Source organism: Afipia sp. GAS231, from assembly GCF_900103365.1.
Taxonomy (GTDB): Bacteria; Pseudomonadota; Alphaproteobacteria; order Rhizobiales; family Xanthobacteraceae; genus Bradyrhizobium.
The window spans coordinates 3,176,983-3,201,645 of sequence record NZ_LT629703.1 but is presented as its reverse complement, the minus strand read 5'-3'; the positions used below and the strand labels follow the sequence as shown (position 1 = coordinate 3,201,645).

Genomic DNA, 24,663 nt, shown 5'->3' with positions numbered 1-24,663 from the left:
ACAGGAGCTTCAATTTGTCTTCCAAACGCATTGCCATTGCCGGGTTGGGCGAAATCGGCAAAACGCTGGCGCGCAAGCTCGCGCAGGGCTTGCCGGGTCTGGCGCTGTCGGGCATCGCGACAAGAGACCGCGTCAAGGCGCAGGCCTGGCTCGATCGCGAGGGCATTTCCTGTCCGCTGATCGCGCTCGATGAGTTGCCAGATCATGCCGACCTCGCGGTCGAATGCGCGCCGGCGGCGATTCTCGATCAGATCTGCCGCCCGATGCTCAATGCCGGCAAAGAGGTCATGGTGCTGAGCGCCAGCGCGCTGCTGCCGCGTCCCGATCTCATCGAATTGGCGCGCGCGAAAGGCGGCCGGATCATCGTGCCGACCGGCGCGCTGATCGGCTTCGACGCGGTTTCGGCCGCCGCCGAAGGCACGATCCATTCGGTGCAGATGATCACGCGCAAGCCGCCCAACGGATTGGCCGGTGCGCCCTATCTGGTCGAGAACAGGATTTCAGTAGAAGGATTGACGTCAGCACTGTGCGTCTTCAAGGGCTCGGCCCGCGATGCCGCCGCCGCGTTTCCGGCCAATGTCAATGTGGTCGCGGCGTTGTCGCTGGCCGGCATCGGCCCCGATCGCACCACCATCGAAATCTGGGCCGACCCCGCTGTGACGCGCAACTGTCATCAGATCAAGGTCGAATCCGACTCGGCGAGCTTTACGATGTCGATCGAGAATATCCCCTCGGAGAATCCGAAGACCGGCCGCATCACTGCGCTTTCGGCGATCGCGGCGCTGCGCAAGCTCGGTGCGTCGCTGCAGGTCGGGACTTAGGAACGCTGCGGTTCAAGGTGAGCGGGCGAAAGCGAGCGTTTCAATAGCTGCAGCAGCGCTTGCACCGCCGCAGCGTTGATGCGCCGCGCGGGAATGGTTGCCTTGACCCATAGTTCCGGAATCGGAAACTCCGGCAGCACGACCTGCAGTGCGCCGCTGCGCAGCCCGTCGGCGACGAGATAGTGCGAAATGAAGGCGATGCCGTTCCCGGCAAGGGCACTTTTCACCAGCACCTGTCCTTCGTTCGAACTCAACATCGGACGTACTTCAACGGTAATGCGGCCGCGCGGTCCATCGAACATCCATTCCGGCCCGGTGGGCAGAAAGCTCAGGCAACGATGATCGATCAGGTCGCGCGGATGCCGGGGAGCGCCGTGCGCCGCAAGATACGAGGGCGATGCGCACAGCAGACGCTTGATCGGATAGAGCGGCTCGTCAACGACGCCGCCGAACGAGTGCGGGAACGCGCCGATGGCTATGTCGAACCCCTCCGTCACCGGATCGACCGGGCGGTCGATCAACACGATCTCGAGTTTGAGCCCCGGATTTTGCGTCTGGAATACGCTGAGGATATCGGCAAGCCTGGCCGTGGTGAGCGAGGTCGGCGCCTTGATGCGCAGCTGATCGACCAGGTCGTGGTCCTTCTCACCCATGCGGGAGAGAAGGTCGCCGACATCCGCAACCACGCTGCGCGCCCGATGCACATACCGCTGGCCCGCTTCCGTTAATCGCAACTGCCGGGTCGAGCGATGGAACAGCACGGTGCCGATCTGGGCCTCGAGTTGCGTGACACGTTTGGACACGACCGAGGTCGAGACGTTGAGCTTGCGGGCCGCGGCCGAAAACCCGGCGGCCTCGGCGGTGGCCAAAAAAGCCTGAAGATTGACGAGCGTATCCATCTACTTTTCTCGATTCGAGAAAGCTGATCGCACAATTTGCGGGATTGTAACCCGCTTCGCATCAATTCATAGTCCCGCGAAGCAAAATCATCAGGGATGGATCGCTGCCGTGTCGGCCAAAACCGTTGAAGAGCCCGCTCGCCAGATTCCGCTCTACGGCGAATATGAAGTCGTCGTGCTCGGCGGCGGCCCCGCGGGGATCGCAGCGGCGGTTGCGGCTGCCCGCGCCGGCCGCCGTACGCTGCTGATCGAGCGCTACGGCTTTCTCGGCGGCATGGGCACGGCGGCGGGCGTCACTAATTTTTGCGGGCTGCATGCCAATGTCTTCGGCGAGGCGCATCGGGTGGTGCAGGGCGTCGCGTCCGATCTGCTTGATCGAATCGACCGGCTCGGCGGGCTCAACGCGCCGCATCTGATCCTCGGCAAGATTTTTGCGCAGGCCTATGACACCGCGGCCTACAAGATCGCGGCCGACGATCTGCTGGCCGCGCACAAGGTCAATAGTCTCTTCCATGCGCTCGGCGCCGGCGTGGTCATGCAGGACGACAGGCGCATCGACGTGCTGATGCTTGAGACCAAGGCCGGGCGGCAGGCGGTGCGCGCGGGCATCTTCATCGATTGCTCCGGCGACGGCGATCTCGCGGCGTGGGCGGGAGCGCCGTTCGAAGTCGGCGACAATGCCGGCAGCATGCTTTTCCCTTCCATGATGCTCCGTCTCAACGGCATCGACCCGGAAAAAGCCGGCGACGCCTGGCGGACGATTCCGGCGTTGATGGAAAAGGCGGAAACCGCGGGCACCCACAAGTTTCCGCGCAAAGGCGCGATCGTGCGGCCGCAAAAGTCAGGGATCGAGTGGCGGGTGAACTTTACCCAGTTGGCGCGCGAGGACGGCAGCGCGGTCAACGGCCTCGATCCGGACCAGATGACCCGCGGCGAAATCGAGGGCCGCCGCCAAGCGGTGCAGGCGTTCGAGTTTCTGCGCACGGTGCCGGGCTTCGAAAAATCCTACATCGTCGACCTGCCGCCGCAGCTCGGGATCCGCGAAACCCGCCGCGTGGTCGGCGGCTACATGCTCTCGGGCGAGGACGTGCTCGGTTGTGCCTCGTTCGAGGATTCCATCGGGGTCAACGGCTGGCCGATGGAGCAGCATGTCGCCGGCGACGTGATCTTCAAGTTCCCGCCGATCCCGGAATCGCGCGGCTTTAATGAGCTGCCCTATCGCATGCTGGTTCCCCAGGGCGTCGACAACCTCCTGATGGCCGGCCGCTGCGCCTCGATGACGCATGAGGGCCAGTCGGCGGCGCGGGTTTCCGGCGCCTGTTTTGCGATGGGGGAGGCGGTGGGGGCCGCGGCCGATCTGGCACTGTCGGGCAATACGATTCCGCGCGACATTGCGGTTGAAAAGTTGCAACAAACGTTGAAACAACAGGGCGCCTTCATCGGGCGGGACCAGCGCGTGCCTGATGGGCTATAGAGCGTTTTCAAGCGAAGTGGAAACCGGTTCGCGTCAAGAAAACGCGTCAAATTAGAAGCCAAGAGCTCCGTTCCCGATTTTGATCGGAACGGAGCTCTTGGATTGCTGCGGAGGAAAACGGGATGAGAAGGTTTGCACGGCTCGCACTGGCGGCTCTGTTGGCAATCGCGGCCGGCGGGATCGCGCGGGCCGATGACGCGCTGAAGGCCAAGGTCGGTGTGCTCCGGCTGTCGTCGTCGGCACCGGTGTTCATCGCGCAGGACAAGGGCTATTTCCGCGAGGCCGGGCTCGACGTCGAACTGAAATTCTTCGACGCGGCGCAGCCGATCGCGGTGGCGACCACGTCGGGCGACATCGATTTCGGCATCACCGCGTTCACGGCCGGTCTCTATAACCTCGCGGGCAAGGGCACGCTGAAAGTGATCGGCGGCATGAGCCGCGAAAAGGCCGGCTATCCCCTGATCGGCTATTTCGCCAGCAACAACGCCTATGCGGCCGGCCTGAAGACGCCGAAGGATCTCGCCGGCAAGCGCATCGCGGTGACGCAGGTGGGCTCGAGCTTCCATTATTCGCTGGGCCTGCTCGCCGACAAATACGGTTTCAAGCTGGCCGACGTAAAGGTGCTGCCGCTGCAATCGCTGTCGAATGCGGCCGCGGCCCTCAAGGGCGAGACCGTCGATGCGGCGCTGCTGCCGGTCTCGACCGCGCGCACGCTGATCGATTCCGGCGGCGCCAAATTTTTGGGCTGGGTCGGCGACGAAACGCCGTGGCAACTCGGCGCGGTGTTCGCCTCGCCGAAGACGCTGACCAACAAGGCGCTGGTGACCAAGCTGCTCTCCGCGCTGGTGCGTGCCGATCGCGAATACCACGATGTGGTGCTGGCCTCCGTCAAGGACGGCAAGGCCGAGGTCAACGACAAGACCAGGCCGTTGCTCGAGATCATCGCGAAGTACACCAATCTGCCGGTCGAGCAGGTGGTCGGCAACTGCGCCTATATTGATCCCGACGGCAAACTCGACGTCAAGAACGTCGGCAACCAGATCGCGTGGCTGCAGGAGCAGGGCTTTGTCGACAAGGGATTTTCGGCGGACGCGATCGTCGCCAAGGAATATGTGAAGGCGGATTGATGGTCTCCCGTCATGGCCGGGCTTGTCCCGGCCATCCACGTCTTCGTGGCTCCGAGCAAAGTAAGACGTGGATGCCCGGGACAAGCCCGGGCATGACGAGGTAAGAGCTAGTCTTCGACAAGGAAATTGATGGACCTGATCGCCAACCATATCAGTCACCGTTTCGGCACGCTCGACGTGCTCGACAAGGTGTCGTTCCAGGTCGCTTCCGGCGAGGTGGTCGCGATCGTCGGTCCTTCCGGCTGCGGCAAGAGCACGCTGCTGTCGATCCTCGGCGGCCTGCTGCGGCCGAGCGGGGGGCAGGCCGAGTTGCGCGGTGCGCCGCCGGCCGGCAGCCTCAACCCGCTGACCTTCGTGTTTCAGGATTTCGCCCTGCTGCCGTGGTGCACGGTGGCGGAGAACGTCGAATTTCCGCTCGTGCATACGGCGCTGGACGCTGCCGCGCGCAATGCCGTCGTCGACGACGCGCTGCGCCGGACGGGGTTGAGCGATTTTCGCGGCACCTATCCCAAGCAGTTGTCGGGCGGCATGCGCCAGCGCGTCGGTATCGCACGGGCACTCGCGGTCAAGCCCGCGATCCTGTTGATGGACGAGCCGCTGTCGGCGCTGGATTCGCAGACCCGCGAATTGCTGATGGAGGATTTCATCGGCCTGCTAGCCGACGGCGGGATGGCCGCGGTCTATGTCACGCATAACCTGGAAGAAGCCGTGCGGCTGGCCGATCGCATCGTGGTGCTGTCGCGCCGTCCCGGCCGCGTCCGCGAGGTCGTGACCATCCCGATGACCCGTGACGAGCGCGGCGGTATCGAGGCGCGGGGCAAGCTGATCGGTTTGCAGAACGAGCTGTGGTCGCTGATCCGCGAGGAGGCGATCGACGCCGAGCGCGAGGTCCAGCATGCTTGACCGTGCGGCATCGCAGGCTGCGAAACCTGAGGGCGAGACGCGGCCGGTCGCCTTCCGCGGCGCGGGCTTTACGCCGCGCGCGGGCCGTGCCTCCGGCTGGATCGCGCTGGCGCTGGTGATCGCGTTCTGGCAGTTGGCCGGCAGCGCCGGCTGGGTCAATCCGCTGTTCCTGCCGTCGCCGTCAGCAATTGCTGCCGCGATCTACAAGCTCGCGCTGTCAGGCGCGCTTTGGCAGCATCTGTCGTGGTCGATCATGCGGATCGGATCCGGATGGGCGCTCGGTACCGTCGCCGGCGTCATCGTCGGTTTCGCGATCGGTCTATCCACATTGGCGCGCGGTGTCGGCATCACCTTCATCTCGGCGCTGTTTCCGATTCCGAAGATCGCGCTGCTGCCGCTGCTGATCCTCTGGCTCGGGATCGGCGAGGAGCCGAAGATCGCGACCATTGCGCTCGGCGTGTTCTTCTCCACCGCGATCTCGGTCTATAGCGGCGTCGATGCGGTGCCGCGCAACCTGATCCGGATGGCGCAGAGCTTTAACGTGCCGTTCCACGCCATCGTCACCCGGGTGATCTGGCCCGGCGCGATGCCTTCGATCCTTGCGGGATTCCGCATCACGGCTTCCGTCGCGCTGCTGCTGGTGGTCAGCGCCGAGATGATCGGCGCCCAATACGGCATCGGCGCCTTCGTGCTGCAGGCCGGCAACCTGATGCAGACCGATCAGCTATTGGCCGGTGTCGTGATCCTGTCGCTGTTCGGGCTGGCGGTGGGAAGGTTGATCAACTGGCTGGAAGCGCGGCTGCTGCACTGGCGGTAGGGCGGGCCGTCATTCCGGGGCGATGCAAAGCATCGAACCCGGAATCTCGAGATTCCGGGTCTGGTGCTGCGCACCATCCCGGAATGACGACGAGACTGACGACAGCAATCTCACGCGTTGCCGCGGTCCTCGCGGAACAGATCGAGCTTCTGCTGCACCGGACGGTCGGAGAAGCTGAACAGCACTGAGTCCGTATCTGCCTCATGGGTGACCCACTGCCAGCTCGGCACCACGAACAGGTCGCGCGCGCCCCATTCGAATGTCTGATCGCCGATCCGGCTGCGGCCCTTGCCTTCGATCGCGGCAAACACGGTGGCGTCGGTCGAGCGGTAGCGCGCGGTCTTGAAACCCTTCGGCAGCATCTGGATGAAGGTGCCGATGGTCGGCATCGCGAAATCGCCGGTCTCGGGATTGGAGAATTTCAGCTTCAGCCCGTGGCAGGCGTCCCATTCGTTGCGGGTCTTGGCCTGCTCCAGCGCCTCACGGGTGTAGCTGTAGGGATAGTTGAAGATCGGCGAGGTCTTGGATTTGCGCTTCTCGTCGACCGGCAGCAGGTTGTGGCCGTAGCGGGCAAAGCTGTCGCCGGCGGGACGGGTGATCTTCTGCTGGTCCTCGTTCGATCCTTCGGCAAAGGACGCGTCGAAGAACTGCACCATCGGAATATCGAGGCCGTCGAGCCAGAACATCGGCTCGGAGGTCTCGTTGGAATGATCGTGCCAGGTCATCGACGGCGTGATGACGAAATCGCCGGGCTCCATCAAGGTGCGTTCGCCGTCAACCGCCGTTGCGGCGCCCTTGCCTTCGAGCACGAAGCGCAGTGCCGACTGGCTATGCCGGTGCGCCGGCGCGACGTCGCCGGGGACCACCATCTGCACGCCGGCAAACAGCGAGGTGGTGATTTTCGACTGGCCGCGCAGGCCGGGGTTCTCCAGCACCAGCACCCGCCGCTCGGCTTCCTTGGCGGTGATCAGCTTGCCGGCTTCGGTCATGTAGTCGCGGATCGCATCGAATTTCCACAGATGCGGCCGGCAGGCAGAGCGCGGCTCGGGCGTGATCAGGTCGCCCATCACGTTCCACAACGCGGAGAGATTTTCGCCGTCGATCTTCTTGTAGAACGCTTCGCGTTCAGGGGTCTTCTGCACGGCTTCCATGTGAGCCTCCCGCCATTCGATTTATTGACAGCATACTGACAATATGGATAGCGTCAATCATGCCTATCATTGGCATACGACAATTTTACCGGAGGTTCCGATGAAGCTGCACGGCTATTTCCGCAGTGCCGCGGCATACCGGGTCAGGATCGCGCTCAATCTGAAGGGGATGCGGCCCGAGCACCTCGCGCATCACCTTCGCAAGGGCGAGCAATGCGCGCCGGCCTATCTCGCCATCAACCCGCAAGGCCTGGTGCCGGCGCTGGAGAACGATACCGGCGCGATCCTCACGCAATCGCTGGCGATCGTCGAATGGCTGGATGAAACCTATCCGGAGCCGCCGCTGCTGCCGAAAGATCCGCTGCGCCGCGCCAAAGTCCGTGCGTTTGCGATGGCGCTGGCCTGCGACACCCACCCGGTGCAAAATCTCAAGGTGTTGAACCGGCTGCGCCAGCTCGGCATTCCGGAGGAAAAGGTGACGGAGTGGGCGGCCTGGGCCAACCGCGAGGGGCTCGGCGCCTGCGAAGCGCTGATTGCCAATGAGGAGGGGCCGTTCTGTTTCGGGCCGGCGCCCACCATGGCCGACCTGTCGCTGGTGCCGCAGCTCGGCAATGCGCGCCGTTTCGGTGTCGATGTCTCGGTCTACCCGCGCCTGCTCAAGGCCGAGGCCGCGGCGAAGGAAATGAAGGCGTTCGCGGACGCCGCTCCGGATAAGCAAGCCGATGCCGAGTAAGCCCGCGCCCGCACCCAAGGCTACGCCCGCACCCAAGGCTGCGGCCGCACCCAAGGCGGCGCCCATCACCATGGACGCGGTCTACACCGCGCCGGGATATCTGTTCCGGCGGATGCAGCAGATCGCGGTTGCGATTTTTGTCGAGGAATGCCGGGCGTTCGACCTGACGCCGGTGCAATACGCGGCGCTGGTGTCGATTCACACCCATCCCGGCATCGATGCGACGCGGCTGTCGGCGGTGATCGCCTTCGACCGCTCCACGCTCGGCAATGTGATCGAACGGCTGGAGAGCAAAACCCTGATCGAGCGCAAGCCGGCGCGCGAGGACAAGCGCGTCAAACTGCTCTACCTCACCAAGGCGGGCAGCGCTCTGCTGCGCGAGATCATGCCAGCGGTCGATCGGGCGCAGGCGCGGATGCTGCAGCCGCTGAAGCCGGCTGATCGCAAGACGCTCTTGGCGCTGATGACGCAACTGGTCGATCTCAACAACGAATCGTCGCGGGTGCCGCTGCGCGCCGAAGACGCGCTTGAACATCTGGGAAAGTCGGGCTGATGGATGCGCGACCGGTTTTGATCGCCGGCGGCGGCATCGGTGGACTGGCCACCGCGCTTGGCCTGGCGCAAAAGGGCATCCGCTCGATCCTGCTGGAGAAGGCTTCAAGCCTCGGCGAAATCGGTGCCGGCATCCAGCTCGGGCCCAATGCGTTTCACGCCTTCGATTATCTCGGCGTCGGCGAGGCGGCACGCGGCATGGCCGTCTATATCGATCAGCTCCGGCTGATGGATGCGATGACATCAGAGGAGATCACCCATGTCGATCTGCGCGAGGCGTTTCGCGCGCGCTTCGGTAACCCTTACGCGGTGGTGCATCGCGGCGACCTGCATGGCGTTTTCCTGAGGGCCTGCCAGAGCCACGACCTGATCGAGTTGCGCGTGAGCAGCGAGGTCTCAGGCTACGACCAGGAAGGTTCGTGGGTGACGGCGCGGCTGGCCAATGGCGAGCGCGTCACGGGCCGGCTCCTGATTGGCGCCGACGGGCTGTGGTCGAACATTCGCAAGCAGGTCATCGCGGATGGCCCGCCGCGGGTGTCCGGTCACACTACCTACCGCTCGGTGATTCCGACCGAACAGATGCCGGAAGATTTGCGCTGGAACGCGGCGACGCTGTGGGCCGGGCCGAAGTGCCACATCGTGCATTATCCGCTGTCGGGCTGGAAGGTGTTCAACCTCGTCGTCACCTATCACAACGACGCGCCGGAACCGGTGGCGGGCAAGCCGGTCAGCGACGAAGAAGTCATGCAGGGCTTTCGTCACGTGCATGCACGTGCGCAGGAGATCATCCGGCACGGCAAGAACTGGCGGCTGTGGGTGTTGTGCGACCGCGATCCCGCCGAGCGCTGGGTCGATGGCCGCGTCGCGCTGCTCGGCGACGCCGCGCATCCGATGCTGCAATATTTCGCGCAAGGCGCTTGCCAGGCGATGGAAGACGCGGTGTGCCTGTCGCATATGCTGTCGCATTATGACGATCAGGCCGCGGCGCTGGAAGCCTATCGCGCACAGCGCTTTCCGCGCACGGCGCGGGTGCAGATGCTGTCGCGCGCGATTGGCGAGCACATCTATCACCCCGCTGGCGAGCACGCCCGCATTCGAAATGCGATCATGCGTAGCAAGTCGCAGGAAGATTATTTCGGCGATCTGACCTGGCTCTACGGCGGGACGGGGCTGGCGGGGTAACATCGCTGTCGTCCCGGGCTTGACCCGGGACCCATACGCCGCGGCGGGGCTTGTTGGAAAAGAAAGATAACGACGATCGTGCAAACGATCGTGGCCGGTGGCTATGGGTCCCGGGTCAAGCCCGGGACGACACCGTGTTTGTTGCTCCGAACATACACATTTCAAGCAGTCGTCATTGCGAGGAGCGAAGCGACGAAGCAATCCAGTCTTTCTTTGTGCGGCAAGATGGATTGCTTCGCTACGCTCGCAATGACGATCACATCTTCATCACGGCCTGACGATCGATCTTGCCCGTGCCGGTCTTCGGCAACTCCTCGGTAAACGCGATCTCGCGCGGATATTTGTAGGGCAGCAGTTTTGCTTTCACGTAATCCTGCAGCCGCTTCGTTGCCTCTCTCTCGTCGAAGCCGCCTCTGTTCATCACCACCACCGCCTTCAGCGTCATGCGGCGGTCCGGCAGTTCGGCGGCGTAGACCGCGCATTCCCTGATATCAGGATGTTCGGCGAGGCAGAGTTCGACTTCGAGCGGATAGACCCATTGGCCGGAGATCTTGATCAGGTCGTCGGCGCGGCCGCGGAAGAAGTGGAAGCCGTCGCTGTCGCGCACGAAACGGTCGCCTGTGTAGATCCAGCCGCCGTCGCGGATCGTTTCCGCCGATTTGTCAGGCCGGTTCCAGTACTTGGGCGTGTTGGAGTCGCCGCGGACCCACAAAATGCCTTCCTCGTTGTCGCCGACGTCGCGGCCGTCCTTGTCGCGCAGCGCGACCTCGTAGCCGGGAACGCGCAGGCCGGCAGCGCCGAGCTTTTTCTGTTCGGGCCGGTTGGAGAGGTAGATGTGCAGCGCTTCGGTGGAGCCGAGGCCCTCGATGATTTCAAGGCCGGTCAGCGCCTTCCAGCCGTTGAAGACATCAGCCGACAGCACTTCGGCGGCCGACAGCGCCATCCGCAGCGAGGAGAAATCGGCCGTCGATGCGCCGTCGGCCTTGGTCAGCGAAGTGTAAAGCGTCGGCAATCCGAAGAAGTGCGACGGACGATATTTTCCGATCGCTTCGAAGATCGTGGCTGGCTTCGGCTGACCCGGCAGCAGCAGCGTCGCGGCGCCGACCGAGAACGGGAAGGTGATGGCATTGCCGAAGCCGTAAGCGAAGAAGATTTTCGGTACCGAGAAACAGATGTCGTCGGCCGTTAGCTTGAGCACGTGGCGCGCGAACGCCTGCTCGCTATAGGCCATGTCGTGCTGCAGATGCACGATGCCTTTCGGGCGGCCGGTCGAGCCGGAGGAGTACATCCAGAACGCCATCTCGTCGCGGCCGGTGTCGGCTTCCGCGAGTTCCGTGGCAAAATCTTGCAGCCATGGCTCTGATATCAGCGCGGTGGGCACGGCGTGTTCGCCGGCGCCGCCGTTGACGACAACAAGGGTTTGCAGGGGTGTGTCCTTGCAGGCCTCGGCGTTGAAACGCGATGTGAACTCGGCTTCGGCGACCGCGACGGTTGCGCCGGCATCGGATAGATAGAACTGCAACAGGTCCGGCGGCGTCAGCGTGTTGATCAACAGCGGCACGAAGCCCGAGCGCACCGCGCCGAAAAATGCCGCCGGATAGGCCGGCGTATCGTCGAGGAACATCAGGATGCGGTCGCCGCGCTTCAAACCCAGCGACTGAAAGCCATGCCCCCATCGCGAAGCCTCCGCGCAGAGTTCGGCATAGGTGGTGTTGCCGGCGGGGCCGGTCAGCGCCAGCCGGTCGCCGCGGCCTAGAGCCAGATTGTCGAACAGAATGCGGCTGGCATTGTAGCGTTCGGGAATCGCAAAGCCGATTTCGCGCGCGCCGGGGTTTTCGCGGGGGACCAGATCGGAAATCGCTGATGTCATGACCGGCTCCCGTTCTTTGCCGCCTCATAGCGCGCCATGAACTGCGGCGACATCGCGCGCAGCCTGCTGTCGTCGATCCGTCCCGAACGGGTGATGTAGCTATAGGCGAAATCCATCAGGTCGCGCTTCATGTGTTCGGGGAAATGCTCATACCAGTCGGCGCTGGTGCGCGCCGCCGTCACCAGCTTCTTCACGATCGGTTTGCGCTCGGCCTGGTAACGGGCCAGCGCCGTGGCGATCTCCGGCTCCGCTTCCAGCGCCTTGGTCAGCGCGATCGCGTCTTCGATCGCGAGCCGCGTTCCCGAACCGATCGAGAAGTGCGCCGAATGCAGGGCGTCGCCGATCAGCACCATGTTGCCGTGCGACCAGTTCTCGTTCCAGATCCAGGGAAAATTGCGCCACACCGATTTGTTGGACACCAGCGGGTGGCCGTCGAGCGTATCGGCGAAGATGTCCTCGCAGATCGCCTGCGACTGCTCGATGGTCTTGTGCTCGAAGCCGTAGGCCTGCCAGGTCGCGGCGTCGCATTCGACCAGGAAGGTGCTCATGGCGGGCGAATAGCGGTAGTGATGGGCGTTGAAGGTGCCGAGAGCGGTCTTCACGAAGGTCTGCGACAGCGTCGCGAAGGTCTTGCTGGTGCCATACCAGGCGAACTTGTTGGTCGAGTGCGCGACCGAGGCGCCGAATTGCTTTTCAAAACCGCGGCGCACCAGCGAGTTCAGCCCGTCGGCGGCCACGATCAGGTCGTACCCCTTGAGGTCGTCGACCGATTGGATCGTCGTGTCGTAGTGCGGGGTGACGCCTGCCGCGCGCACGCGTTGCTGCAGGATGGTCAGTAGTTCGAGCCGGCCGATCGAGGAAAATCCGACGCCGTCGATTTCGACGCTCTCGCCGCGCAGGTTGAGCGTGATGTTCTTCCAGCTCTCCATCCTTGGCGCAACCGCATCGACCGTTTCGGGGTCGTCGGCACGCAGGAATTCCAGTGCCTGTTCGGAAAATACCACGCCGAAGCCCCAGGTCGCGCCTTCGGGGTTCTGTTCGAACAGGTCGATTTCGGCGTCCGGATGGCGCCGCTTCCAGAGATAAGCGAAGTAGAGACCGCCGGGGCCTCCGCCGATGACGGCGATGCGCACGTCCTTCCTCCCAATCGACAGTATACTGACTAATTGGGGCCACCCTAATCCGTGCCGTAAAATTCCGCTAGAGGAAATTATGCGATGGTTGGTCCAGAGTTCGGCTCCGAACAAATCGGAACCGAATTTTGGTCTGCCTGACGGCCGTCGCTAGACGCAGCGGCGGACCTTGACGCCGCCGACCCAGACCCAGCGGCAAGCCACCACCGGCGGTCTGCGGACGACCACCGCGCCACGCGCACCGGCGCAGCCGGCGCGATAGACGCCGCGGGCGCAAACCACCGCATTGGCGTCGGTCGATTCGACCGTCATGGTAGCGCCGAAGGCGAGGATGGCGGATGCAATGAGCAGAAACGAACGCATGGTGACCTCCCGGACTTGTCTTGGTTGATGTGCACACGTTGCAGGGTTCTGCGGACGGATCTCGGACGTTCGCACGCCGATCTCGCTGGCCCGGCCAGAGCGAATGGCCGGCGGAATTCATGGCCGTTCTATTTCGTCTCCCCAAATCTATTTTTTCTCCGCCGCCTCCAGCACCTTCTTGCAGGCGGGGGCGAGCTTGTCGCTCTCCTTGGCCAAGCAGGCGATGATCCGCCCGCCGCCGGGGACGACGCTCTTGCAGTATTTCGTGTAGTCGCCCTTGCAGGCGTCGCGCTGCTCGGCGGTCAATTCCTGCGCGAAGGCAGCCTGGGACAGGCAGAGCAGGGCGGTGGCGGTCAGGATGGCGCGGTGCATCGGATTTCCTTTCGTCGTGATGGCCGTTGGGTTTGTTATTCAGAGCCGAGAACAGGTCATCGCGCTTTGCAATCGAAGGCTCGCGCGGCTTCTCGTCGCCGGCGACCCCGAACATCGGATCGGGATCGCCGAAGGCGCGCGATTATTGCGCCCTGAACTGCGACAGCACATCCTGACAGGCCGGCGAGAGCTGCGCGGCGTTGGTCGCGAGGCACTGCACGATCCGGCCGCCACCCGGCGCTACGCCGCCGCAGATGGTGCGGACATCGCCGCCGCAGGCCGAGCGCAGCACGAACAGCTCTTCGCGCGGACGCATCGGTCGCAGCACGATGACGGCGGGCGCTGCCGCCGCGGCGGGCGCCGCGCCTGCGGCAGCCGGAGCCGTTCCAGCCGCGGGCGCCGCTGCGCCGCCACTTGTCGCTGCGCCGCCGGTCGCCGCGGCGACGGCCTTCTCGCAACTGGCCGAGAGTTTTGCCTTGTTCTTTTCCAGGCATTGCAACGCCGGAGCGCCGCCGGTCGGCACGCCCGCACAGACCTTTGGGTAATCGGAGCGACAGGCGCTGCGGATCGCGGAAATCTGCGCGCTGGTCGGCTGCTTCGCTGCTGCGGCCTTCGGCGTTGCGGCGACTGGTGTAGCAGTCTTGGATTCGGAGCTCTTGGGCTCAGCCGCAGGTTTGGCGGCCTCAGCCGCGGGCGCGGATTCAGCCTTCGGCGCTTCGACGGCCTTCACGGCGCTCTGACAACCCGGGGCAAGGCTCGACATGTTCTTCTGCAAACATTGCAGCGAAGCTTCGCCGCCCGGCGGGATGCTGGAGCAATGCGCCATGTAATCGGAGCGGCATTGCGATTTGATGGCTGCGCGCTGCGCTTCGCTGGGGGCCTGGGAAAATGCAGGCGCGACATTTATCAAAATTGCGGCCGTCATCACGGCACCAAACGTCGCCGCACGTGTCAACGTGTTGATCATTTGAATAAATCCTTGTTGCTATCGCTAAAGCCGCCGCTTCAATCGAATTGAAATCATGAGTGAGCCAGCGAAATAACTTCCGCGCGCGATATCATTTTCGGTTTCGGGTTCCACTGCAAGAGGATTGTTGCTACTTTTATCGGATGGCGGAAGCCGGGTTCTGAGTAGATGGCCGTTGCCAAACTAAACTGATTGGGACACGGAAAAATGAAGCTTACGCATTCGCAACATGCCGTCGCTGCACCACGAATTGCCTTCGCCATAGTTGCTTCCGTCAGCTTAAGTGCCTGCGAACAAAATAGCTTTGTTCCGCCACCACCACCGAAAGTTGAAGTCGCCACGCCCTTGCAGCGGCCGGTCACGCGCTATCTGGAAGCCACCGGCAATACCGCGCCGATCAAGAACGTCGATCTCGTCGCCCGCGTGCAGGGCGTTCTGCAGGCGATCAATTATCAGGACGGCACCTTCGTGAAAGAAGGCACCACGCTGTTCACGATCGAGCCCGAAACCTACAAGCTGAAGCTCGAACAGGCGCAGGCCGCGGAAGCCGGCGCGCAGGCCTCGATGAAGCAGACCGATGCCGATTTCAAGCGCCAGTCCGATCTGGTGCAACGACAGGCGGTTTCGCAGTCAACGCTCGATAATTCGACGTCGGCGCGCGACAACGCGCAGGCAAACCTGCTGCAGGCCGAGGCCAACACCAAGATCGCGGCGGTCAATTACGGTTACACCAACGTGGTCGCGCCGTTCGACGGCATCGTCAGCGCCCACCTCGTCTCGGTCGGCGAATTGGTCGGCGCCGCGTCGCCGACCCAGCTTGCGACTATCGTCGCGCTCGATCCGATCTATGTGAATTTCAACGTCAACGAACAGGACGTGTTGCGGATTCGCGAGGAGGCGAAGCGGCGCGGCATGACGCCGAGCGAGCTTCGGCAATTGCCGGTCGAGGTCGCATTGCAGACCGAGAGCGGCTACCCGCACAAGGGCAAGCTCGACTACATCTCGCCAAGCCTCAATCAGTCGACCGGAACATTGGCCGTGCGCGGTGTGCTGCCCAATCCCGACCGCGTCTTGTTGCCGGGGTTCTTCGTCCGGGTCCGCGTTCCCTTTGACGAGCAGAAAGATGCGCTGCTGGTACCCGACGTTGCATTGGGCAGCGATCAGGCCGGCCGGTACGTGCTGGTCGTCAACGGCGACAACGTGGTCGAGCAGCGCAAGGTCCTGACCGGCCCGCTGGAAGGCGATTTGCGCGTCATCGAAACCGGGTTGAAACCGGATGACCGTGTCGTCACGTCAGGCCTGTTGCGCGCGATCCCCGGCCAGAAGGTCGATCCTCAGCTCAAGACGGTAGAAGCGCAGCCGGCAGCGAAAAAGTAGGTCGGTCATGATTTCGAAATTCTTCATCGAACGGCCCGTCCTTTCCAACGTCATCGCGATCCTGATGGTCCTGATCGGCGGCGTCTGCCTGTTCCGGCTGGCGGTCGCGCAATATCCCGATGTGGTGCCGCCGACGGTGCAGGTCACGACCCGGTATCCCGGCGCCAGCGCCAAGACCGTGATCGACACGGTGGCGCTGCCGATCGAGCAGCAGGTCAACGGCGTCGAGGACATGCTCTATATGCAGTCCTACAGCGGCGCCGACGGCACCTATTCGCTGACGGTCACGTTCAAGATCGGTACCGACCTCAACTTCGCGCAGGTGCTGGTGCAGAATCGGGTGTCGAGCGCGCTGTCGCAACTGCCGCAATCGGTGCAGAACCAGGGCGTCACGGTCCAGAAGAGGTCGACCGCGATCCTGCTGTTCGTGACGCTGAGTTCGCCTGACGCGACCTATGACAGCCTGTTCCTGAGCAACTACGCCACCATCAACATCAAGGACGAACTGGCGCGGCTGCCCGGCGTCGGCAACGTCACCGTGTTCGGCGCCGGCCAATACTCGATGCGGGTCTGGCTCGATCCGAACAAGCTGCAAGTGCGCGGACTGATGCCGCAGGACGTCATCCAGTCGATCCAGCAGCAGAGCCAGCAGGTGACCGCGGGCCAGGTCGGCGCGCCGCCGACGCCGGCGGGCCAGGCGTTCCAGTACACACTGAACGTCAACGGCCGGCTCGACGACAAGAGCCAGTTCGAGGATGTCATCGTCAAGACCGGCAACAATGGCGACGTCACCCGCGTGCGCGACGTCGGCTGGGTCGAACTCGGCGCCCAGACCTACAGCCAGGTGTTCTCGCTCAACAACAAGCCGTCCACCGGCATCGGCGTATTCCAGTCGCCCGGCGCCAACGCGCTCGAGGTCGAGGCCGCGGTGCAGAAAAAGATGGCGGTGCTGGCCAAAGCGTTTCCGCGGGACATCACCTACGCCACGCCGTTCGACACCACCAAGTTCGTCTCGGAATCGATCAACGAGGTCTACAAGACGCTGATCGAGGCCGGCCTGCTCGTCCTGGTCGTGATCCTGATCTTCCTGCAGGACTGGCGCGCGATGCTGGTGCCGGCGACCACGGTGCCGGTCACGATCATTGGCGCCTTTGCGGCGATGGCGGCGCTCGGCTTCACGGTCAATATCTCGACCCTGTTTGCGATCGTGCTGGCGATCGGCATCGTGGTCGACGACGCCATCGTCGTGGTCGAGGGCGCGGCGCACAATATCGAGAAGGGCATGTCCGGCCATGATGCCGCGATATCAGCGATGGATGCGCTGTTCGCGCCGATCGTCGGCATTACGCTGGTGCTGATCTCGGTGTTCCTGCCGTCGGCATTCCTGCCGGGGTTGACGGGGCGGATGTATTCGCAATTCGCGCTGGTGATCGCCGCGACCGCGCTGCTCAGCGCCGTCAACGCTGCGACGCTGAAACCGACGCAATGCGCGCTGTGGCTGCGGCGGCCGGTGCCGCCGGAGCAGCGCAACTTCTTCTATCGCGGCTTCAACGCGGTCTATGACCGGCTCGAACGTGCCTACGGCCGGCTGATGGTGCGCATGACCAACCACGCCAGCTTCTGTGTGGTCCTTGCGCTCATTGTGATCGGCGCCAGCGGTTATGGGCTGTCGCGGGTGCCGACCGGTTTCATTCCGATCGAGGACCAGGGCTATCTCCTGGTCGCGGCGCAACTTCCCGATGGTGCGGCGCTCGACCGTACCCAGGAGGTGCTGAAGCGGGTCAGCGATATCGCCAGCCAAACGCCGGGCGTCGATCAGGTCATCAGCATCGCCGGCATTTCGGCGCTGGACGGTTCCTCAAGTCTCGCCAACGCCGGGGTCGCCTACCTGATCCTGAAGGAGTGGAGCGCGCGCGGCCAGGGCCAGGACCTGCGTTCGCTGTTCGTCGGACTGAACGAGAAGATGTCGGTCATTCAGGAGGCGCGGATCCTGGTGATTCCGCCGCCGCCGATCCAGGGCATCGGCAATGCGGCCGGCTTTGCGATGCAGGTGCAGCTCCGCGACGGCAATGCCGACTACGGCAAGCTTCAGGCCATTGCCGGCGCGATCGTCTCCAATGCGCAGACCCAAAGCGCGCTACAGCGCGTCAGCTCGTCGTTCCGTTCGATGGTGCCGCAGTTCGACGTCGAGGTCGACCGGATCAAGACCCAGACGCTGCATGTCACGACCGACCAGATCTTCTCGACCCTGTCGTCCTATCTCGGCTCGACCTACATCAACCAGTTCAACAAGTTCGGCCGCACCTTCCAGGTCTATGCGCAGGCGGATTCGCAATTTCGCCTGACGCCGCGCGACATCGAAAAGCTGATGGTGCGCAACAGCCAGGGCGACATGGTGCCGCTCGGCACGGTCGCGAAGATCACACCGGCCGTCGGCCCTTCGCTGATCAGCCTCTACAACCTCTATCCGTCCGCGAGCATCATCGGCCTGCCGGCCACCGGCTTCTCTTCCGGCCAGTCGATGACACTGATGGAAGAGATCGCCGGCAAGACCTTGCCGCCGGGTACCGGCTTCGAGTGGACGGCGATGTCGTACCAGGAGAAGGTTGTCGGCGGCCAGATCTACTGGGCGTTCGGGCTGGCGCTGCTGCTGGTTTATCTCGTGCTGGCCGGTCAATATGAGAGCTGGTACGCGCCGGTCTCCGTCATTCTAGCGGTGCCGTTGTCGCTGCTGGGTCCGATGGCGGTGCTGACCGGTTTGCGGATCGAGAACAATCTCTACACCCAGATCGGCATTATTCTTCTCATCGCGCTGTCGGCCAAGAACGCCATCCTGATCGTCGAGGTGGCGCTCGAACTCCATGTGCGCGATCGCAAGCCGCTGCTCGAATCCGCCGTCGAGGCGGCGCGGGCCCGGTTCCGGCCGATCCTGATGACGTCGTTTGCCTTCATCCTTGGTGTGGTCCCGCTGGTGCTCGCAACCGGCGCCGGCGCCAACGCCCGCAAGTCGATCGGCATCACGGTGTTTTCGGGCATGCTGGCATCGACGTGCCTCGCCGTGCTGTTCGTGCCGACGTTCTTTGTCGTGGTTCAGCGTTTCGAGAATTGGCTGAAGGAGCGCAAGGGGACGAAGGCGGGAGCGCCGGTCGCACCGCCCGCGCCGGGCACGGTGCATTAGCTTCGTGGGGTGGGCAAAGCCAACGGGTCGCGCGAATGCGCGCCCGATGACAGGCTCCGCGTGCCCACCATGATCGCGACTCGGGGATAGATGGTGGGCACGGCGCAAACGCGCCTTTGCCCACCCTACGGACCTGGATCTACACCTTCACCATCCGCTTGCCCCGGTTCTCGCCGGCCAGCAATCCGATCAGCGCCTTCGGCGTGTTCTCCAGCCCGTCGATCACGTCCTCCTGCACCTTCAGTTTGCCGGACGCGACCCAGGACTGCAGGTCGGCCAAAGCCTGATCGCGCTGGTCCATGTAGTCCATCACAATGAAGCCCTGCATGATCAGGCGCTTCACCACGATCAGGCCGGGCACGCCGCGCGGGCCGGTGGCCGACGGCACGCCGTCATATTGCGAGATCGCGCCGCAGCAGGCGATGCGGCCGCGGTTGTTCATCAATGACAGGCAGGCTTCGAGGATGTCGCCGCCGACATTGTCGAAATAGACGTCGATGCCCTTGGGCGCCGCCGCGCGCAGCGCCTTGAAGGTCGCGCCGTCCTTGTAATCGACCGCGGCGTCGAAACCGAGTTCGGACGTCAGCCAGTGGCATTTGTCCTTGCCGCCGGCGATGCCGATGACGTGGCAGCCCTTGATCTTCGCAATTTGCCCGACGATCGATCCGACCGAGCCGGCTGCCGCCGAGACCACGACGGTTTCGCCGGCCTTCGGCTTGCCGACATGGAGCAGCCCGAAATAAGCGGTCAGGCCGGCGATTCCGTAGACGCTGAGCAGATGGGTCATCGGCTCCAGCTTCGGCATCTTCGAGAGGTGCTTGGCCGGAACGGCGGCATAATCCTGCCAGCCGGTGTCGCCGAACACGATATCGCCCGCTGCAAGCCCCGGGGCTTTCGAGGACACGACTTCGGCGATGCCGCCGCCGGCCATCACCGTGTTGGCCTCGACCGCGGCGCGGTAGGTGGCGCCATGCATCCAGGCCCGGTTGGCGGCATCGAGCGAGATGTAGCGCGTCCGCACCAGCACCTCGCCGTCCTTCGGTTCGGGAACGGTGCCCTTGGTCATTTTGAAATGTTCGGGGCCGAGCTTGCCGGTCGGCTTTTCCACAAGCAAGACCTGGCGGTTGACGGTGTCGTTCATGGTGTTCTCTCCCTCGATTGATTGTTGTTTTGGCGTTTCCGGCTGCAATTGACTGCGCGCGAGGCGGCCATTGCACAGATTGTGCGCTGCATTGAACGCTAGTCGGGGCGCGCGCATTTCACAACGGGAACATTATGGCAAGGGCGCAGCAAGACCACTAACCGCCGCGATGGTGTTGCGTCGGTTGCGAAATCTGCCAAACTCACCTCCGCCGGAACTTACGGGGGTGAGATAATGTCCAGCAGGTTTACGCAATTCATTCTGATCGCGATGGCGCTCGGCATCGTGATGGGCACACTGGTTTTCAACTATCTGCCCGACAGCCGGGTCGAGATTGCGGCCGACGTAAACCTGATCGCGATGCTGTTCCTGCGTCTGATCAAGATGATCATCGCGCCGCTGGTGTTCGCCACGCTGGTCGGCGGCATCGCGCATATGGGCTCGGGCGCCAAGCTCGGCCGCATCTTCGCCAAGACGATGGGCTGGTTCGTCAGCGCCTCCTTTGTCTCGTTGCTGCTCGGCCTCTTGATGGTCAACCTGCTGCAGCCCGGTGCCAACTTCCCCGGTACGCTGCCCGACAAGGGGCAGTCGACCGGCCTGCCGGTCTCGGCCTTCTCGATCGAGAAATTCCTGACCCATCTGATCCCGACCTCGATCGCGGACGCGATGGCGCAGAATGAAATCCTGCAGATCGTGGTGTTCGCGGTGTTCTTCGCCGTAGCACTTGGCGCCATGCCGGAGCGGTCGAAGCCGATCATGGGGCTGATCGACGATCTCGCCCATATCATGCTGAAAGTGACCGGCTATGTGATGCTGTTCGCGCCTGTCGCGGTATGGGCTGCGATCATGGCGACCGTATCCAAGAATGGCCTCGGCGTGCTGTGGAAGCTGATCGTGTTCATGGGCGGCTTCTACGTGTCGCTGATGCTGCTGTGGGGCATCCTGTTCACGGTGGGATTCCTGGTTTTCGGATCTCGATACAGTCACCTGATGCGTCTGATCCGCGAACCCCTGATGATCGCGTTCTCGACGGCATCGTCGGAAGCCGCCTATCCAAAAACCCTCGAAGGCCTCAACCGCTTCGGCGCCTCGTCGCGGATATCGGCTTTCGTGCTGCCGCTGGGTTATTCGTTCAACCTCGACGGCACGATGATGTACTGCACGTTTGCGAGCATCTTCATCGCGCAGACCTACCACATCGAAATGTCGCTCGGGACCCAGCTCGCGATGCTGGCCACGCTGATGATCACCTCGAAGGGCGTCGCCGGCGTGCCGCGCGCCTCCCTCGTCGTGATCGCGTCGACGCTCAGCCAGTTCGGGATTCCCGAGGCCGGCCTCTTGATGATCATGGGTATCGATACGTTCCTCGACATGGGACGCAGCGCCACCAACGTGATCGGAAACTCGCTGGCGACCGCCGTGGTTGCGAAGTGGGAGGGCGAGCTGAAGGCCGAGCATGAACTCGGTCCGGATGACCTCGTGTCATCAGACGCTGTTGCCGGTGACGCCGTGCCGGCGCATTGAGGGAGAGATGCATGCATCAGTCCCCGAGGAGAACAGGTAGCAGGCCGATAGGAGCCGTCGGCCTGTTGCTGGCAGCGTGCCTGCTGGCAACGGGTGCGTCGGCCCAGACCGCTGATAGCGAGGGGCTTAGCCCCACGCTTGCCAACATCAAGAAGACCCATGTGGTGCGGCTCGGCTATCGCGAGAGCTCGCCGCCGTTCTCGTTCCTCGATCCGTCGAACCGGCCGATCGGCTACAGCCTCGAACTCTGCGAGGCGGTGGTCGAGGAGATCGGGATCGAGGTCGACGATCCCAATCTCAAGATCGAATACGTCAAGGTTACCTCGGATGACCGCATTCCGGCGGTGACGCAGAACAAGATCGATCTCGAATGCGGCTCGACCACCGCGAATGCCGAACGCGCCAAACTGGTGGCGTTCTCGCCGCTGATGTTCGTGGCCGGCACCAAACTGATGGTGCCGAAGGCCTCGACGATAGGAGGGCCGGCGGACCTGAAGGGCAAGACCGTGGTGGTGACGAAGGGCACCACCAACGAGCAGGCGATGCACAATGTCGACAAGAAGCTTTCGCTCGGCCTCAACATCGTGGCGGCGCCCGACCATGAACAATCCTATCAGATGCTGGTGGACGGCAAGGCCGATGCGTTCGCGACCGACGACATCCTGCTCTATGGCCTGATCGCGCGGCACAAGAGCCAGGACAAGTTCAAGGTGACCGGCGAATATCTGTCCTACGATCCCTACGGCATCATGTTTCGCAAGGGCGAGCCGCAACTGTCGGCGGTGGTCGAGCGCACCTTCCGCAAGCTCGGTTCGAACCGCGACCTGATTCCGCTCTACAACAAGTGGTTCGTGGCGCGGCTGCCGACCGGCGAAAAGCTCAACGTCGCGATCTCGCCGCAGCTCGAGGAAGCCTTCAAGGTGCTCGACGACACGCAGGGAACGAGCAACAACTAGACCAGCAAATATTTGGTTCGCACGCAAGGACGGCCCGGGGATGCCCGGGCCGCTTCGTTTCAGGCGTTCGTCCCTGGATCGAAGACCAGATCAAGCGCCGCGGCGTAGGCGGCATCGACCAGTTCGGGGTGCGACCGGTTCAGCGCTTCCATCATGACGCCCGAGTTGATTTCCAGCACTTTCCACGCGCCATCGACGCTGACGACATCGATCGAGCCGAAGCGCATGTCGATCGATCGCGCCGCCTTTACCGCAATCTCGATGCAGGCGGCGGCCCGCGCGTCACCCTGCTCCAGAACGACGGCCTGCGCGCCCGCACCGAGGTTGTGACGCCAGTTCAGCGCGTGGCGCCGGCCCGCGGGCGGGACCTCATCGAGCGAGGCCTTGCTGATATCGCCGGCCTGCCCGGACAAGACAGAAGATAGCCGTGCGGCCGGAATGGTTGCGATGGCCAGTTCCAGAACGGAGCGCTTGCCGTCGCCCACGACCGCTAGCCGGTTCTTGCTGAAGACGGCGATCGGTCGGTAGTCGATCAGGATGACACGGACCTCATCCTCGATCTCCACGTAAGGCGAGATCGCGAGACTCCTTTCGGAAGAGAAAATCTCGTTCGCTGCGACTTCGAGTTCCGGTTCGGTCCTGACCTTGAAGACCGAAATTCCGCCGGTGCCTTCGTTGGGCTTGACGACGAGGCCTTGCGGATTCTGCTTCAGCAGATCGAGCATCGCCGTCCATGCCCCTGTGGGAACGATGTACTTGTACATCCGCGGGCTCAGGAACGCGGTGTGCGGCACGCAGGGAATGTCGCAGATTTCGAGAACGTCTGCGGTCGCGGCCTTGTCGTTGGCGATGCGATGGGCGACCGCGCTGTTCAACCCGAGATCATAGCCGAAGGCGAAGCGCCGGCTTGACCCGCGCGTCATGACAATGAGCCAGCCCTCGGCTTTCAGTTCGACGTCGATGCCGTGGCTGGCGCAGTATTTTCTGACGGCGCTTACGAAAGCGCGCTCGCCGTTGATCATGACCGACTTTCCCGCTCTGCCATCGCAGTGATTTTGGAGGTAATTTATTGCCAGATCGGTGACGATTTCAGCAAGTTAATTGCGCGCGCTGACAGCGTTAACAGACTTCGACTTGAACCATTCCAGAAAATAAACCGACTTCCATTCCGATCTCTCAATTGTGCGTCAGATCATATTGACTATCTGTCCCGTTGGCGCAAATGAAGCGTCAAATCGCCAATGATTTCGGGGGTTTTTCGTATCTTCGGGTCCGAAAAACCAAAACGTTCTACACCAAGACGTCAGGAAAAACGAAAACACATGAGCGCGTTCTATAGAGAGAAAGTTCTTTCTGTCCGGCATTGGACCGATACACTTTTCAGCTTCACCGCCACCCGCGATTCCGGCTTCCGCTTCCAGAACGGCCAGTTTGCGATGATCGGCCTCGAGGTCGAGGGCCGTCCGCTGCTGCGCGCCTACAGCATGGCGAGCGCCAATCACGAGGAGGAACTCGAATTCTTCTCGATCAAGGTCGCGGACGGGCCGCTGACCTCGAAGCTGCAGAAGATCAGGGAAGGCGACGAGATCCTGGTCGGCCGCAAGGCCACCGGCACGCTGATCACCGACAACCTGATTGCGGGCCAGCGTTTGCTGCTGCTGTCGACCGGCACCGGCTTGGCGCCGTTCGCGAGCCTGATCAAGGACCCCGATGTCTACGAGCGGTACGAGACCATCGTGCTGGTTCATGGCTGCCGGCAGGTATCCGAACTCGCCTATGGCGAAGAACTGGTCGCCAAGCTGCGCGACGATGAACTGTTCGGGCCGCTGCTGTCGGAGAAGTTGCTGTATTATCCGACTGTCACCCGCGAGCCGTTCCGCAACCGTGGCCGTATCACCGACCTGATCACGTCGGAACAGTTGTTCAACGACATTCACCAGTCGCCGCTCGATATCGCGACCGACCGCATCATGATGTGCGGCAGCCCGGGCATGCTGGAAGAATTGCGCCAGATGTTCGAAGGCCGCGGCTTCCTCGAAGGCAGCCACAGCCAGCCCGGTCACTTCGTGATCGAGAAGGCGTTCGTCGAGCGCTAAGATTGTCGTCCCGGCCTTGAGCCGGGA

At 63.2% G+C, this 24,663-nt stretch carries 22 protein-coding genes; 13 read left to right on the top strand and 9 right to left on the bottom strand.

Features of this window, described 5'->3' with window-relative positions; translation table 11 throughout:
* The first annotated feature begins 14 nt into the window (after window positions 1–14).
* The gene (locus BLS26_RS15155) at window positions 15–821 is read left to right on the top strand and encodes an aspartate dehydrogenase (RefSeq protein WP_244541947.1); all 807 of its coding nucleotides are present in this window, start codon (window positions 15–17) and stop codon (window positions 819–821) included.
* On the opposite strand, the gene BLS26_RS15150 is transcribed toward BLS26_RS15155, so the two are convergent.
* Complete coding sequence (locus tag BLS26_RS15150) at window positions 818–1,720, bottom strand: LysR family transcriptional regulator (protein WP_092512359.1); 903 nt, start codon at window positions 1,718–1,720, stop codon at window positions 818–820. The two genes, BLS26_RS15155 and BLS26_RS15150, sit on opposite strands and share 4 nt — an antisense overlap.
* Window positions 1,721–1,829: 109 nt before the next feature.
* On the opposite strand from BLS26_RS15150, the gene BLS26_RS15145 reads away from it, so the two are divergent.
* The 4 genes from BLS26_RS15145 to BLS26_RS15130 all read left to right on the top strand — a co-directional run bounded on the left by BLS26_RS15145 (window position 1,830) and on the right by BLS26_RS15130 (window position 6,041).
* Window positions 1,830–3,194 carry an FAD-dependent oxidoreductase gene (locus tag BLS26_RS15145; protein ID WP_092512357.1) on the top strand — a complete coding sequence of 455 codons (1,365 nt, stop codon included), beginning with the start codon at window positions 1,830–1,832 and terminating at the stop codon, window positions 3,192–3,194.
* 122 nt (window positions 3,195–3,316) lie between these two features.
* Entirely contained in the window at window positions 3,317–4,321 is a 1,005-nt protein-coding gene (locus tag BLS26_RS15140) for an ABC transporter substrate-binding protein (protein WP_092512355.1), read from the top strand.
* A gap of 129 nt (window positions 4,322–4,450) precedes the next feature.
* The gene (locus BLS26_RS15135) at window positions 4,451–5,224 is read left to right on the top strand and encodes an ABC transporter ATP-binding protein (protein WP_092512353.1); all 774 of its coding nucleotides are present in this window, start codon (window positions 4,451–4,453) and stop codon (window positions 5,222–5,224) included.
* The gene (locus BLS26_RS15130) at window positions 5,217–6,041 is read left to right on the top strand and encodes an ABC transporter permease (RefSeq protein WP_092512351.1); all 825 of its coding nucleotides are present in this window, start codon (window positions 5,217–5,219) and stop codon (window positions 6,039–6,041) included. Before BLS26_RS15135 ends, BLS26_RS15130 begins: the two co-directional genes overlap by 8 nt.
* Before the next feature lie 110 nt (window positions 6,042–6,151).
* On the opposite strand, the gene gtdA is transcribed toward BLS26_RS15130, so the two are convergent.
* Window positions 6,152–7,192 carry a gentisate 1,2-dioxygenase gene (gtdA, locus tag BLS26_RS15125; RefSeq protein ID WP_092512349.1) on the bottom strand — a complete coding sequence of 347 codons (1,041 nt, stop codon included), beginning with the start codon at window positions 7,190–7,192 and terminating at the stop codon, window positions 6,152–6,154.
* Between the two features lie 100 nt (window positions 7,193–7,292).
* Here gtdA and maiA point away from each other — a divergent pair, with 100 nt between their 5' ends.
* Genes maiA through BLS26_RS15110 form a run of 3 tightly spaced genes read left to right on the top strand, consistent with a single transcriptional unit; the run spans window position 7,293 to window position 9,659 of the window.
* Window positions 7,293–7,925 (top strand): maleylacetoacetate isomerase, encoded by a 633-nt coding sequence (gene maiA / locus BLS26_RS15120; protein WP_092518082.1) that lies wholly within the window; start codon window positions 7,293–7,295, stop codon window positions 7,923–7,925.
* A complete protein-coding gene (locus tag BLS26_RS15115; RefSeq protein WP_092512347.1) occupies window positions 7,915–8,478 on the top strand; it encodes a MarR family winged helix-turn-helix transcriptional regulator in 564 nt (187 codons plus the stop codon). Before maiA ends, BLS26_RS15115 begins: the two co-directional genes overlap by 11 nt.
* Entirely contained in the window at window positions 8,478–9,659 is a 1,182-nt protein-coding gene (locus tag BLS26_RS15110) for a 3-hydroxybenzoate 6-monooxygenase (RefSeq protein WP_172804608.1), read from the top strand. The genes BLS26_RS15115 and BLS26_RS15110 overlap by 1 nt, the downstream gene beginning before the upstream one ends.
* Window positions 9,660–9,915: 256 nt before the next feature.
* Here the strand turns inward: BLS26_RS15110 and BLS26_RS15105 are convergent, their stop codons facing one another.
* The 5 genes from BLS26_RS15105 to BLS26_RS36300 form a co-directional block, all read right to left on the bottom strand.
* Window positions 9,916–11,529, bottom strand: coding sequence for a benzoate-CoA ligase family protein (locus tag BLS26_RS15105; RefSeq protein WP_092512343.1), 1,614 nt, complete (start codon window positions 11,527–11,529; stop codon window positions 9,916–9,918).
* The gene (locus BLS26_RS15100; RefSeq protein WP_092512341.1) at window positions 11,526–12,662 is read right to left on the bottom strand and encodes an FAD-dependent monooxygenase; all 1,137 of its coding nucleotides are present in this window, start codon (window positions 12,660–12,662) and stop codon (window positions 11,526–11,528) included. Before BLS26_RS15100 ends, BLS26_RS15105 begins: the two co-directional genes overlap by 4 nt.
* Before the next feature lie 150 nt (window positions 12,663–12,812).
* Complete coding sequence (locus tag BLS26_RS15095; protein ID WP_092512339.1) at window positions 12,813–13,025, bottom strand: hypothetical protein; 213 nt, start codon at window positions 13,023–13,025, stop codon at window positions 12,813–12,815.
* A gap of 147 nt (window positions 13,026–13,172) precedes the next feature.
* Window positions 13,173–13,397, bottom strand: coding sequence for a hypothetical protein (locus BLS26_RS15090; RefSeq protein ID WP_092512337.1), 225 nt, complete (start codon window positions 13,395–13,397; stop codon window positions 13,173–13,175).
* Between the two features lie 142 nt (window positions 13,398–13,539).
* Window positions 13,540–14,364 (bottom strand): cysteine rich repeat-containing protein, encoded by an 825-nt coding sequence (locus BLS26_RS36300; RefSeq protein ID WP_092512335.1) that lies wholly within the window; start codon window positions 14,362–14,364, stop codon window positions 13,540–13,542.
* Window positions 14,365–14,571: 207 nt separating this feature from the next.
* Between BLS26_RS36300 and BLS26_RS15080 the strand changes: the two genes are divergently transcribed.
* Window positions 14,572–15,741 carry an efflux RND transporter periplasmic adaptor subunit gene (locus BLS26_RS15080; RefSeq protein WP_092512333.1) on the top strand — a complete coding sequence of 390 codons (1,170 nt, stop codon included), beginning with the start codon at window positions 14,572–14,574 and terminating at the stop codon, window positions 15,739–15,741.
* A 7-nt stretch (window positions 15,742–15,748) separates the two neighbouring features.
* Window positions 15,749–18,919, top strand: a complete 3,171-nt coding sequence (locus tag BLS26_RS15075) for an efflux RND transporter permease subunit (RefSeq protein ID WP_092512331.1) — start codon at window positions 15,749–15,751, stop codon at window positions 18,917–18,919.
* Between the two features lie 139 nt (window positions 18,920–19,058).
* On the opposite strand, the gene BLS26_RS15070 is transcribed toward BLS26_RS15075, so the two are convergent.
* On the bottom strand, window positions 19,059–20,060 hold the full coding sequence (locus BLS26_RS15070) for an NADP-dependent oxidoreductase (protein WP_092512329.1): 1,002 nt from the start codon (window positions 20,058–20,060) through the stop codon (window positions 19,059–19,061).
* A gap of 234 nt (window positions 20,061–20,294) precedes the next feature.
* Between BLS26_RS15070 and BLS26_RS15065 the strand changes: the two genes are divergently transcribed.
* Both BLS26_RS15065 and BLS26_RS15060 read left to right on the top strand, forming a co-directional pair.
* Window positions 20,295–21,584, top strand: coding sequence for a dicarboxylate/amino acid:cation symporter (locus BLS26_RS15065; protein WP_092512327.1), 1,290 nt, complete (start codon window positions 20,295–20,297; stop codon window positions 21,582–21,584).
* A gap of 11 nt (window positions 21,585–21,595) precedes the next feature.
* Window positions 21,596–22,540 (top strand): amino acid ABC transporter substrate-binding protein, encoded by a 945-nt coding sequence (locus tag BLS26_RS15060; RefSeq protein WP_092512325.1) that lies wholly within the window; start codon window positions 21,596–21,598, stop codon window positions 22,538–22,540.
* A 59-nt stretch (window positions 22,541–22,599) separates the two neighbouring features.
* On the opposite strand, the gene BLS26_RS15055 is transcribed toward BLS26_RS15060, so the two are convergent.
* Complete coding sequence (locus BLS26_RS15055) at window positions 22,600–23,562, bottom strand: RimK family alpha-L-glutamate ligase (protein ID WP_092512323.1); 963 nt, start codon at window positions 23,560–23,562, stop codon at window positions 22,600–22,602.
* A gap of 300 nt (window positions 23,563–23,862) precedes the next feature.
* Here BLS26_RS15055 and BLS26_RS15050 point away from each other — a divergent pair, with 300 nt between their 5' ends.
* A complete protein-coding gene (locus tag BLS26_RS15050; protein WP_074820249.1) occupies window positions 23,863–24,636 on the top strand; it encodes a ferredoxin--NADP reductase in 774 nt (257 codons plus the stop codon).
* The last annotated feature ends 27 nt before the right edge of the window (window positions 24,637–24,663 follow it).

Bases quoted from the DNA above. Each gene is read 5' to 3' on its own strand.
- BLS26_RS15150 (WP_092512359.1), bottom strand. From the start codon at position 1,720: ATGGATACGCTCGTCAATCTTCAGGCTTTTTTGGCCACCGCCGAGGCC.
- BLS26_RS15140 (WP_092512355.1), top strand. From the start codon at position 3,317: ATGAGAAGGTTTGCACGGCTCGCACTGGCGGCTCTGTTGGCAATCGCG.
- BLS26_RS15135 (WP_092512353.1), top strand. From the start codon at position 4,451: ATGGACCTGATCGCCAACCATATCAGTCACCGTTTCGGCACGCTCGAC.
- BLS26_RS15130 (WP_092512351.1), top strand. From the start codon at position 5,217: ATGCTTGACCGTGCGGCATCGCAGGCTGCGAAACCTGAGGGCGAGACG.
- gtdA (WP_092512349.1), bottom strand. From the start codon at position 7,192: ATGGAAGCCGTGCAGAAGACCCCTGAACGCGAAGCGTTCTACAAGAAG.
- maiA (WP_092518082.1), top strand. From the start codon at position 7,293: ATGAAGCTGCACGGCTATTTCCGCAGTGCCGCGGCATACCGGGTCAGG.
- BLS26_RS15115 (WP_092512347.1), top strand. From the start codon at position 7,915: ATGCCGAGTAAGCCCGCGCCCGCACCCAAGGCTACGCCCGCACCCAAG.
- BLS26_RS15110 (WP_172804608.1), top strand. From the start codon at position 8,478: ATGGATGCGCGACCGGTTTTGATCGCCGGCGGCGGCATCGGTGGACTG.
- BLS26_RS15105 (WP_092512343.1), bottom strand. From the start codon at position 11,529: ATGACATCAGCGATTTCCGATCTGGTCCCCCGCGAAAACCCCGGCGCG.
- BLS26_RS15095 (WP_092512339.1), bottom strand. From the start codon at position 13,025: ATGCGTTCGTTTCTGCTCATTGCATCCGCCATCCTCGCCTTCGGCGCT.
- BLS26_RS15090 (WP_092512337.1), bottom strand. From the start codon at position 13,397: ATGCACCGCGCCATCCTGACCGCCACCGCCCTGCTCTGCCTGTCCCAG.
- BLS26_RS36300 (WP_092512335.1), bottom strand. From the start codon at position 14,364: ATGATCAACACGTTGACACGTGCGGCGACGTTTGGTGCCGTGATGACG.
- BLS26_RS15080 (WP_092512333.1), top strand. From the start codon at position 14,572: ATGAAGCTTACGCATTCGCAACATGCCGTCGCTGCACCACGAATTGCC.
- BLS26_RS15075 (WP_092512331.1), top strand. From the start codon at position 15,749: ATGATTTCGAAATTCTTCATCGAACGGCCCGTCCTTTCCAACGTCATC.
- BLS26_RS15070 (WP_092512329.1), bottom strand. From the start codon at position 20,060: ATGAACGACACCGTCAACCGCCAGGTCTTGCTTGTGGAAAAGCCGACC.
- BLS26_RS15065 (WP_092512327.1), top strand. From the start codon at position 20,295: ATGTCCAGCAGGTTTACGCAATTCATTCTGATCGCGATGGCGCTCGGC.
- BLS26_RS15060 (WP_092512325.1), top strand. From the start codon at position 21,596: ATGCATCAGTCCCCGAGGAGAACAGGTAGCAGGCCGATAGGAGCCGTC.
- BLS26_RS15055 (WP_092512323.1), bottom strand. From the start codon at position 23,562: ATGATCAACGGCGAGCGCGCTTTCGTAAGCGCCGTCAGAAAATACTGC.
- BLS26_RS15050 (WP_074820249.1), top strand. From the start codon at position 23,863: ATGAGCGCGTTCTATAGAGAGAAAGTTCTTTCTGTCCGGCATTGGACC.